This window comes from Kitasatospora sp. NPDC059747 (genome assembly GCF_042732955.1).
Lineage (GTDB): Bacteria > Actinomycetota > Actinomycetes > Streptomycetales > Streptomycetaceae > Kitasatospora.
In genome coordinates this window covers 11,412-21,944 of the sequence record NZ_JBHWGV010000143.1, presented here as the reverse complement: position 1 = coordinate 21,944, position 10,533 = coordinate 11,412, and the positions used below count along the sequence as shown (strand labels likewise).

Annotated in this window: 10 protein-coding genes; 4 read left to right on the top strand and 6 right to left on the bottom strand. The window is 75.4% G+C overall.

Translation table 11 applies throughout. The annotated features are described in order from the left end of the window. Both ACFV4G_RS37980 and ACFV4G_RS37975 read right to left on the bottom strand, forming a co-directional pair. Window positions 1–416: hypothetical protein (locus ACFV4G_RS37980; protein ID WP_380447172.1), on the bottom strand; the 416-nt coding region annotated here is incomplete at its 3' end. Beyond that, complete coding sequence (locus ACFV4G_RS37975) at window positions 404–631, bottom strand: hypothetical protein (protein WP_380447170.1); 228 nt, start codon at window positions 629–631, stop codon at window positions 404–406. The genes ACFV4G_RS37975 and ACFV4G_RS37980, both read right to left, overlap by 13 nt. Window positions 632–813: 182 nt before the next feature. Between ACFV4G_RS37975 and ACFV4G_RS37970 the strand changes: the two genes are divergently transcribed. Beyond that, complete coding sequence (locus ACFV4G_RS37970) at window positions 814–3,234, top strand: helix-turn-helix domain-containing protein (protein WP_380447168.1); 2,421 nt, start codon at window positions 814–816, stop codon at window positions 3,232–3,234. Between the two features lie 6 nt (window positions 3,235–3,240). On the opposite strand, the gene ACFV4G_RS37965 is transcribed toward ACFV4G_RS37970, so the two are convergent. Both ACFV4G_RS37965 and ACFV4G_RS37960 read right to left on the bottom strand, forming a co-directional pair. After that, on the bottom strand, window positions 3,241–4,476 hold the full coding sequence (locus ACFV4G_RS37965) for a pyridoxal-phosphate dependent enzyme (RefSeq protein ID WP_380447166.1): 1,236 nt from the start codon (window positions 4,474–4,476) through the stop codon (window positions 3,241–3,243). Window positions 4,477–4,520: 44 nt separating this feature from the next. After that, window positions 4,521–5,432, bottom strand: a complete 912-nt coding sequence (locus ACFV4G_RS37960) for a glutaminase (RefSeq protein ID WP_380447176.1) — start codon at window positions 5,430–5,432, stop codon at window positions 4,521–4,523. Window positions 5,433–5,692: 260 nt separating this feature from the next. Between ACFV4G_RS37960 and ACFV4G_RS37955 the strand changes: the two genes are divergently transcribed. From ACFV4G_RS37955 to ACFV4G_RS37945, 3 genes are all read left to right on the top strand, one after another. Beyond that, on the top strand, window positions 5,693–7,132 hold the full coding sequence (locus ACFV4G_RS37955; protein ID WP_380447164.1) for a hypothetical protein: 1,440 nt from the start codon (window positions 5,693–5,695) through the stop codon (window positions 7,130–7,132). Continuing rightward, on the top strand, window positions 7,129–8,289 hold the full coding sequence (locus tag ACFV4G_RS37950; protein WP_380447162.1) for a hypothetical protein: 1,161 nt from the start codon (window positions 7,129–7,131) through the stop codon (window positions 8,287–8,289). The genes ACFV4G_RS37955 and ACFV4G_RS37950 overlap by 4 nt, the downstream gene beginning before the upstream one ends. An 86-nt stretch (window positions 8,290–8,375) precedes the next feature. Further along, window positions 8,376–9,062 carry a TetR-like C-terminal domain-containing protein gene (locus ACFV4G_RS37945; RefSeq protein WP_380447160.1) on the top strand — a complete coding sequence of 229 codons (687 nt, stop codon included), beginning with the start codon at window positions 8,376–8,378 and terminating at the stop codon, window positions 9,060–9,062. 11 nt (window positions 9,063–9,073) lie between these two features. Here the strand turns inward: ACFV4G_RS37945 and tsaA are convergent, their stop codons facing one another. Then, window positions 9,074–9,490 (bottom strand): tRNA (N6-threonylcarbamoyladenosine(37)-N6)-methyltransferase TrmO, encoded by a 417-nt coding sequence (tsaA, locus tag ACFV4G_RS37940; RefSeq protein WP_380447158.1) that lies wholly within the window; start codon window positions 9,488–9,490, stop codon window positions 9,074–9,076. A gap of 70 nt (window positions 9,491–9,560) precedes the next feature. Next, window positions 9,561–10,316, bottom strand: a complete 756-nt coding sequence (locus tag ACFV4G_RS37935) for an alpha/beta fold hydrolase (RefSeq protein ID WP_380447156.1) — start codon at window positions 10,314–10,316, stop codon at window positions 9,561–9,563. Window positions 10,317–10,533 lie beyond the last annotated feature (217 nt).

Genomic DNA, 10,533 nt, shown 5'->3' with positions numbered 1-10,533 from the left:
GGGGCCCCCCCCGGGGGCGCCCAGCCCCGCGCCCCCCCCCGCGCGGCCCACCGGGCGCCCGGGGCGGCGGCCAGTTCCGTGACGGTGGGCCGGGCGGGGGGGGGGCCGTCGGCGGTGGGGTCGTCGGGGTGCAGGGTGACCGTCCAGTCCCGGGCCCGGACGGTGACGGTGACGGCGCCGCGGCGGGTGCGGAGGAAGGCCGGCAGCGTCCGCACCGCCCGTCCGAGGGCGCCGCGGCCGACGGCCAGCACCCGGAGCGCGTCGGCGGGCCGGTCCGCGCCGGCGCCGGTCTCCCCGGCCGTGCCGGTCTCCTCGACCTCCAGCCCCGGGACCCTGCGCAGGTGCTTGCGCAACGGGCGCAGCTCGCCCGGATCCGAGACCGACACCTCGGCGCGGCCCGCGCTCAGCGGCGGCACGACGCGGCCAGCACGAGGAGCAGGACCAGGACGCCGAGGACGGCCGCGCAGCCCGACGCGCCCTGCGGGTTCTTGCGGTCGGCCTCCACGGTGCCGCCGGGCGGCACGCCCGGGTGCCGTCTCGCGTAGTGGTCGATCTGCAGCTCCTCGGCCCGTGACTCCGGGAGCCAGGGCGTGCGGTAGCCGCACTCGCCGCACCAGTAGCGGTACGCCATGTCGTTTCCTCCGAGGTGTCGTTCGCCGTGTCCGTCGTCCGTCGCCGTTCTGTGCGCGGACCCTTCGAGCGTGGCGTCCGCGCAGGTCGGGGGACAGGACAAGGCACCGGCCATATGTGACCGGCCGTCACGGTAGGCTCACGGATGGACATGAGCATGCAAGACCATGGGGGTTTGCCGGAGTGACGGACGAACTCGGCACGCTGTTGCGGCGACTGCGGAAGGAGGCGGGGCTGACGCAGGAGCAGCTCGCGGAGAAGGCCGAGGTGAGCGTGCGGACGATCCGCCGGCTGGAGCGCGGCGGCTCCACCGACCACCGGCTCGGGACGGTCCTCCTGATCGCGGACGCGCTGGACGCCTCGCCCGGGGACCGGCAGCGGCTGGCGGCGATCATCACCGAGGGCCCCGGTCCCGACCCCGGTGCCGAGACACCGCCGGAAGCCCCGCCACCGCCCGCGCCCCCCGCATCCCCCGCACGCCCGGTCCCCGCCGCCCTCGCCGACGCCGTCGACGAGCTCGCCCGCGAGGTCCGCCGCCGCTGGCGCCGCGAGGAGGAGCAGCGCCGTGTCCACGACCCGTTCCCGTTGCCGGTGCGCTGGCGGCCCGCGCCCGAGGACCTGATGGACAGCCCGGAGAACGTCCAGCGCCTCGCGCCCGGCGAGCGGGCGGCCCGCCTGGACCTCGACGGCGACCTCCGCTCGGTGGCCGAGGTCTACGGGCAGATCCCCTCGGGCCGGCTCGTGGTCCTCGGCCGGGCCGGCTCCGGCAAGTCGATCCTGACGATCCGCTTCGTCCTGGACCGGCTGCGGGACCGGGCCGTCCCGTCCCGCGTGCCGGTGGTCTTCAGCCTCGGCTCCTGGGACCCGACCACCACCACGCTGCGCGACTGGCAGATCGACCTGCTCCTGCGCGACCACCCGCATCTCGTCGGCCGCGGCCCCGGCGGTGGCACGCTCGCCGCGGCGCTGATCGACGCCGACCTCGTCCTGCCCGTCCTCGACGGCTTCGACGAGATCGCCGAGGGCCTGCGCCGCGACGCCCTCGACGCGCTCAACGACACCTCCCAGCCGCTCGTCCTCACCAGCCGCCGCGCCGAGTTCGCGGAGGCGGTCGAGGCGGCGAGCACGCCCCTCGTGTGGGCCGCCGGGATCGAGCTCACCGACCTCACCCCCGCGGACCTCACCGACTACCTGCCCCGTACCGCCCGCCCGGTGACCGCGGGCCCCGGCGGGCCCGAGCCCCTCTGGGACGCCGTCCTCGCGGAGCTGCGCACCGGCCGCACGGACGGCGGCGTGCGCCTCGCCCGCGTCCTGAGCACCCCGCTGATGGTCATCCTGGCCCGGACGATGTACAGCGACGCCCCCGACCGCAGACCCGCCGAACTCCTCGACGGCGAGCGCTTCCCCACCGAACACGCCCTGGAGGAGCACCTCCTCGCCGGCTTCGTCCCCGCCCTGTACCGCCGCCGAGCCCCCGAACGCGATCCCGTCGCCGGGCGCCCGCCGCGCACGTGGGACGCGCAGCGCGCCGAGCGCTGGCTCGGCTACCTCGCCGACCACCTCGTCCGCCATGACCGGCCCGACCTGGCGTGGTGGCAGATCGGCGGCTCGGTGCGCCGCCCGACCCGGATCCTGGCGACCGCCCTGGCCGCCGCGCTGTGCGTCACCGTGGCGGAGTGGCTGGTCGGCGTGGTCCTCGTCGTGTTCTACCGGAGCAACCCGATGGTCAAGTGGGAGCGGTTCCTCCTGGAGAGCGTCCTCGTCGGGCCCATCGCCGGCCTCGCCGTCGGCGCGGTCTACGCGGTCATGACGGTCTTCGGCGGCCTCGCTCTGGAGCCCACCTACGTCCGGCTGCGGCTGTTCGCCCGCCACCACGGCGGCGGGCCGCGCACGGTCCGGGTGTTCACCGGCCGGTTCGCCGCCATCATGCTCGGCGGCACGGTGCTCGGCGTCGGCGCCGCGCCCGCCCAGACGCTCCAGCACGCGCTGTACTTCGGCGTCCCGCTGACCGACCGCGACGTCATCGTGGGCATGCTCATCAACATGCTCGTCTACGGGCTGATCTTCGGCTCGGCGGCCGGCTCGGTCTTCGGCCTCACGAGCATGCTCGAAGCGCCGCTGGACACCGCCTCGGCGGCCACCCCGGTCGCCCTGCTGTCCTCGAACCGGACCACCGTCAGCCGGCAGGTGCTGGTCCTCGTCCCGGCGTTCACGCTCGCGATCGCGCTCGGCGGGCGGGTGATCGTGGTCGCGCTGAGCGGCCCGCTCGGCGTGCTGAACTGGCCGCTCGCGGACGGGCTCTACATCGGGGCGATCGGCGGCGTCGGCGGCACCCTGGCCTACGCGCTCGGCTTCACCGCCTGGGGTCAGTGGATCGTCCTGACCCGGGTCTGGCTCCCGCTGACCGGACGCCTGCCGTGGAACGTCGCGGCCTTCCTGGACGATGCCTACCGGCGCGGCGTGCTGCGCCAGAGCGGCGCCGTCTACCAGTTCCGCCACCTGCGGCTGCAGTACCACCTCGGCCACACGTTCCGCCGGGAGCACGCCCACTACCGGCAGGCCACCTTCCCCGAGGCGGCCCGCCTGCCGTCCACCACCTCATAGCGCCGTTCAGCCACGGATCCCGGCCGCCGCGAGCCTGCGCTCCACCTCGCCCCACTCGGGCGCGACGAGCGCGGTCGGCCGGGATCCGACGCCGAGGTCCTTGAAGCCGCTGGACGTCGACACGCAGACCACCGGGCCCTCGACGTCCCCCACGGCGCGCAGCCCGGCCAGCCCGGCCGCCGAGGACAGTTCCGTCCACAGTCCGGCGCGGGCCAGCTCCCGCTGGGCGGCGGCCAGTTGGGCGTCCTCCAGGGCGAGTGCCCGCCCGCCGCTGCCGCGCACCGCGAGCACCCCGCGGTAGCCGCTGACCGTGCTGACGATCGAGTACGCGTCCGTCGGCCTCCGCTCGGCGCGCGCCACCGGCAGCCCCTCCCGTACGGCCTGCGCGAGCGGCGCGGCGGCGGCCGGCTCGCAGGCGAAGATCCGCGGCACCCGGTCCGTCACACCGAGCCGCTCCAGCTCGACGAAGCCCTTCCACACGCCGTACAGCAGCTCGGCGTACCCCGTCGGCACGAAGACCGCGCCCGGCACGCCGAGGTCCCGGTGGATCTCGTACGCGATGGTCTTGTACCCCTCGGGCCCGTACGCGTGCCCGGTGTGCGTCGTGGTGAGGTTGCTGACGGGGTGCAGGCCCAGCCGCTCGACGACCTGCCGCATCAGCGGCCACCGCGCCTCCCACGGCACCGGCAGCACCACCGCGCCGTACGCGTTGAGGAACGAGTCGACGGCGGGCGGCAGGCTCGGGCCCGTGAACACCACGCACGGCAGCCCCGCCCGCGCGGCGTACGCGGCCGCGGAGGCGCCGTGGTTGCCGGAGGACGCGACGACGATCCCGGGCGCTCCGGCGGCCACCGCGGCGCTCGTCGTGCAGCGGTTCAGCCGGTCCTTGTGGCTCCAGGTGGGGTTGCGCGACTCGTCCTTGACGTACACCCCCGGCTCCAGCTCCACCAGCGGCGTGCCGCCCTCGCCGAGGCCCGGCGCGAGCAGCGGCGGCAGCAGCGGCGCCCAGCGGTCCAGCCCCGCCCGCCCGGCCGGCCCCCCGTACCGCGCCGAGGGGCCGAACAGCGCCTCGACGTCCACCTTGTCGTAGGCGTAGTCGACCTCGGCCGGGTACGAGACCTCCGGCGTGCTCGTCTCCGGACAGCCCTCCGTGAGCGGCGGCAGCAGCGGGTAGCCGACCGCCGGATCGCCCAGGGAGCGCTGACCGGTGGCGAGGGAGGCAGGGTAAGCGTCAAGGACCATGGGCCGACCTTACGACGGCCGTCGGCGCGCTGTCCGAAGAACCGTCAGAAGATCGAGCAGCCCGACAGCGTCGTCATCGCGTCCAGCGCGGCCACCGCCGCCACCGAGTTGCCCGCCTGGTCCAGCCGGGGGCCCCACGCGCAGACCGCCGCCCGCCCCGGCAGTATCGCCAGGATGCCCCCGCCCACGCCGCTCTTGCCCGGCAGGCCGACCCGGAACGCGAACTCGCCCGCCGCGTCGTACGTCCCGCACGTCACCAGCACCGCGTTGACGCGCTTCGCCTCGCTGCGCGACATCATCCGCGAGCCGTCCGCCCGCACGCCGTACCGGGCCAGGACGGACCCCGCGAGCACGAGGTCCCGGCAGCTGGCCGCGATCGCGCAGTGCGCGTAGTAGTGGCGCAGGACGTCCTCGACCGGGTTCTCCAGGTTGCCGTGGCTCGCGATGAAGTGCGCCAGCGCGGCGTTGCGGTGGCCGTGCTCGGCCTCCGACTCCGCCACCACCGGGTCGGTGTCCAGCAGCGGGTTGCCCGCCTCGCGGCGCAGGAACTCCCGCACCGCCCCGGACGCGTCGCCGGTCAGGCTCTGCAGCCGGTCGGTGACCACGAGCGCGCCCGCGTTGATGAACGGGTTGCGCGGGATCCCGTGCTCCGTCTCCAGCTGCACCAGCGAGTTGAACGGGTTGCCGGACGGCTCGCGCCCCACCCCGCGCCACAGCCCGTCCCCGCCGTGCGACAGGGCCAGCAGCAGGCTGAACAGCTTCGAGACGCTCTGGATCGAGAACGGGCTCTCCCAGTCCCCGACGCCGAACAGCTCCCCGTCCACCGTCGCGACCGCCATCCCGAACGCCTCCGGATCGGCCGCCGCCAGCGCCGGGATGTAGTCCGCGACCTGCCCCTGACCCGTCGTCGCCCGCGCGGCGATCTCCGCCGCCTCCAGCAGCCCCCGATAGTCCAGGCTCTCCCCGACGGGCACACCGTTCACCGCTGTTCCTCCACATACACGCGTTTCGGCCCCGATTATCCCTGCCCGCCGTCCCCGCCGGGGGACCCGCCCCGGCACCGGGGCCCCCGGCGCGCCCTGGTAGCGTCGACGGGCCGGCCGCGGGACTCCGGTGCGACTTCCGGAACGTGCCTTTACCGCAATGATTCGCAGTTCGCGCCCCCATTCCCCGGCCGGCACCTCCCCGCCCCCACCGCCGGAAGGCCCGGAAGGCCATGGACGCGTACGCCGACCTGATCGCCGCAGACGACGTGCTGCTGTTCGTCAACGCCGCCATCACCGCCACCGGCCAGCGCGAGTTCCACGCCACCGCCGACCAGCAGCAGCTCTCGCTCGGTTTCCTCCACGAGTACGTGCGCGTCAACTACCGCGAGCCCTACGCCGCCGCGCTCGCCCTCGACATCAACGACCACAACGCCGCGCTCATCATCCGCCACCTGCTGGAGACCACCCGCGACGCCACCCCCGAGCAGCGCCGCGCCGAAGGCCGGCTCATCGCCCGCCGCCTCGCCCTCCTGCCCCCGCAGCGCGTCTACCGGCTCATCGCCGAACTGCGCCGCCGCAAGGTCAACAACCGCCGCACCCGCGCCATCCTCCGCGACTGGCTCGCCGCCCGCCCCGACCAGGCCCTCGACGCCGTCAAGTACCGCGCCGGCCTCAAGCGCGCCCTGCGCCACACCCACCTGCGCCCCGGCCACGACGAGGTCGGCGCCTTCCTCTTCGCCCCCGCCGCCGCCCGGGCCCCCTACCGCACGCCGCTCCTCGACGCCTGGCGCCGCGCCCACTACGAGCAGGGCGCCCTCTACGAACTGCCCTACACCGTCGCCGAGGGCTTCGCCCACCGCCACGGCATCCCGCGCGGCGCGTTCCTCGACCGCATCGCCCCCCGCATGACCGCCCTCGAACGGCTGCGCCTCCAGGAGTCCGCCCGCGGCCGCGGCGCCACCGTCGGCACCGACCTCGCCCGCATGCCGCTCACCCGTCTCGCGACCTACGTCCTCGCCCTGCCGGCCGAGGACCGCACGGCCCGCCGCGCCGAACTCACCGACGCCCTGCGGACCGCCGCCCGCCGCGCCGCCGGAGCGCAGGCCGGCACGTGGGGGCGGGTCGCGGCCGTCCTGGACGACTCCTTCTCGGCGTACGGCTCGGGCGTCAAGCGCCGCCGCCCGCTGGCCGTCGCCCTCGCGTGCCACTTCCTCCTGGACGCCCTCGCCGCCGACTACACCGCCCACTGGACCAGCGGCCGCACCGACGCCCTCCTCGCCCACCCGCACGGACCCACCCCGCTCGGCCGCCGCATCCTCGACGCCCTCGACGCCGCCCCCGAACCCCCGCAGCGCCTCGTGATCGTCTCCGACGGCTGGGACAACGCCCCGCCCGGCCTCGCCGCCGAGGTCCTGCGCGTCTGGCGCACCCGCCTCGACCCCGAGCGGCGCACCGGCATCGTCCACCTCAACCCCGTCTTCGACGCCGACGGCTTCGACGTGCGCCGCCTGGCCCCGACCGTCCCCACCGCCGGACTGCGCGACGCCGAGGACCTGCCCGCCCTCGTGGAGTTCGCGCGCTTCGCCGAGGGCCGCACCGACCTCGCCGAACTCACCGCCCACCTCGCGGCGTGCACCGCCCGCTTCCTCGCGGCCGGGGAGGCCCGATGACGACCACCGCCTTCCGGATCGACCCGGCCGGCCTCGACACCCGGCCCGCCCAGGTGTGGGGCGGCGTGCGGCTCGTCCCGCTCGTGCGCGACGAGCCGATCGCCGACCTGCGCCTGCACCAGGAGCTGTACGACCGCGAGTACGCCTCCATCGCCGTCGGCCGGCGCACCGCCTACACCTCCTACATCCCCCACGGCTTCGTCGCCGACTGGACCCGCGACGGCACGCCCGCGGCCGCGTACGGCACCCAGCTCACCGGCCCCGGCGGCGACACCGCCCCCGAACGCCTCCGGCTGCAGCCGCCCCGCCGCATGGCCAAGCGCGAGAGCCGCACCCGGCTGCGCTTCCTGCCCCTGCACCTCGCCCTGGAGGGCTACCTGGCCCTGCACTTCGGCGGGCCCACCATCGCGTGGGAGCAGTGGTCCCAGCAGGCCCTGCGGCGTGGCCTGTCACCGCGTGCCGAGGAGGCCTACAGCGGCGACCAGGTGCGCGGACTCGCCGACGCCCTGCGGGTGTTCGAGATCCACCCCGGCCAGTGCGGCGTCGCCGTGTACGTCGCCGACGCCCTCGCCGCCGCGTTCGTGCTGCCGCACCCGGACGACTACCGCGCCCTGCACCGCAGCCTGCTCCTCGACCTGTACGGCGAACTCGTCCACCACTACGCCACCTACGCCGCCCCCGTCCCGGACTTCCGGGCCGACCTGAGCACGACCTCCGTCCGCTCCCTCGCCGACCTGCGCACCGCCGTCGACGAGCAGGAGCGCGCCTGGTCCCGTTTCCACACCACGACCATGGCCGACGGCCTCCTGGACGCCGACTACCGGGCGCAGACCGTCTACCGGATGTCCCGCTTCACCCTCTCCCGCTTCCTCCCCGACTTCCGCCCCAAGCAGGAGAACCACATCGGCGAGGCCGTCACCGACGACACCGGCCGCCTCGCCTACCTCAAGACCTTCCGCCTCTCCGAGGCCCAGGTCCGCCGGGGCCACCTCCTGACCCGCCTGGCCGCCCACGACTGGCACCTCGCGAACACCGCCGCCGCCCTGGGCCTCACCACGCCCCAACTCGCCCTGCGCCTCGAAGGCGCGGGCTTCGGCCATCTGCTCCGGCAGGACATCCTCGACCACTACCGCAAGCAGGCCCGGCAGGCCGGTTAGTGACTGGAGGGCGCTCCTCCCGGCCTCCTCGCCCCGTCCGTGACCCGACCGCCGTTCCCCGGACGACCGCCGGGTAGGGTGCGGCCATGGTTGATTCCGCATCACACGCCGTCACTGCCAAGGCCGTCGCGCGCCGCCTCCTCGGGGAACTCGGCGCCGCAGGGCTGACCCTGGAGGCTGTCGCCGCAGCCGGGCCGGCCCTCGCGGACGTCCAGGCGGTGTACCCGCAGCGGGACGACCTGCTCACCGCGCTGATCCTCGACGCCTACAACGCCTCCGGCGCCGCGATGGAGGACGCCGACCGCGCCGCCCGGGACGCCGGGGAATCCGCGGGCGCGAGGCTCCTCGCCGTGACGCGCGCACTGCGCGGCTGGTCCTTCGCCCACCCCGAGGAGTTCACCCTCGTCTACGGCTCGCCCGTCCCCGGCTACCACGCCCCGCAGGAGACCGTCCCGGCCGCGTCGCGCACCCCCGCCGTGCTGGCGGCGATCGTGCGCGAGGCCCTGGAGGCCGGCGAACTGACCCCGCCCGCACGGAAGGTCCCCGGCCCGCCGCTGCTGCGCCCGGAGGCGCTGGAGCTCTTCGGCGGCGCGCCGGGGGAGCCGTTCTCCGACGTCGTCGAGCGCGGCATCGTCCTGTGGAGCGGCCTGATCGGCCTGCTGGTGTTCCAGGTGTTCAGCCGCACCCACGACAGCGTCCGGGACGAGGCCGCGTTCTTCGACTACGCCGTCGCCGTCGCGGCCGAGGGCGTCGGACTCGTGGTGCCGCTCTGACCAAGCCCTGCTTAGCGTTCGTCCCGCCGGGCCAGGACGGGCTTGACGTCCAGGACCGGCGTGCCGTCGACGGCTTCGAGACCGCTCACGCGGATCCGCAGGCCGTCGACCGCGAGGATGGTGACGCGGTGCAGGCCGATCGGGTTGGGCCGGTCGGGGGAGCGGGTGGCGAAGACTCCGGTCTCCGGCCGGGAGCGCTCCCCGCGCGGGCGGACGGCGAGCACCTCGCGGTCCGCCCGGTCGAGCCAGGTGAGCAGCAGGACCTCCTGCCCGACCGCCAGGTCGGCGAGGGCGCGTTCCACCGCGGGGTCGAACGCCAGCCAGGCCTCCGGCCCGCCCTCGTCGCCCTGCCGGGGCGCGCCGGAGCGGTCCAGCAGCGGTGATTCCACCCGGCCGATCGCCCGTACCTCGAAGTGCCCGTCCGCCATCGCTCGCTCCCCGCTCGGTGGTTGTCGCTCCCGGTCCGTCCGATTCCTCCGATGATGCCGTGCGCGGCGCTCAGGCGCGCAGGAACGCCTCCAGGGCGCTCGCGAAGGCCACCGGGATCTCGTACATCGGGTAGTGGCCGGAGTTGGGCAGGACCTCCAGCTCGGCCTGCGGGTAGTGGGTGAGCCAGGTGCCGCGCATCGCCTCGGCGGTGAGGGCGAGGTCGTGCTCGCCGACGAACACCTTGACCGGCAGCGGGCTGCCCGCGACCTTGGCCGCGAAGTCCTGGGTGGTCCAGTCGGCCAGGTAGGCGGCGAAGGCCTCCGGCCGGGAGCCGGCCACCGAGCGGGCCGTCATCGCGTCGAGCCAGCGGGGGTTGGCCCGCTGCCCGGTGACGAGGTCGAGGATGGCCCGTCGGTTGGCCGGGTTCTGCGCGGCGCCGTGGAAGAGGTCGTACGCGTCGCCCTCCAGCGGGTAGCTGCTCGCAGGCACGGGCGTCACGCCGACCAGCTTGCGCACCCGGCCGGGCGCCTCGGCGAGGATGCGCTGCGCGGCCTTGCCGCCCATCGAGTGGCCGACGACGGAGAAGGTGTCCCACCCGAGCCGGTCGGCCAGCGCGAACGCGTCCGAGGCGATCTCGGCGAGCGTGAACTCGCCCTCCACGTCCAGCCGTTCGCCGTAGCCCCGGTAGTCGAGGAAGGCGTAGCCGAAGGCCTCCGGGTCGAGGTAGTCGAGGAACGGGCCCCAGGCGGCGCTGGTGCCGAACCAGTCGTGCAGGACCAGGACCTTGTGCTCGCCGGTGCCGAGGGTGCGGTGGGCGATCGTCATGCGGACTCCTGTCGGGTGGGGTGGAGCGTGGTGGCGGGCCGTTACCTTCCCAGCCCGGGCCGAAGTACTCCTGGGCTCCGCCGGGCCCTCCGGAGCGCCCTTCGCCGCGGGCCGTGCCGGTGCCCCGGCGGCGGCTTCGGCCTCGGGCTCCGGGCCGGACTCGACGTCTGCGAGGCCGGCCGCCCCCGGGGCCCTCCGGGGCCCGCGGCGCCGCGGG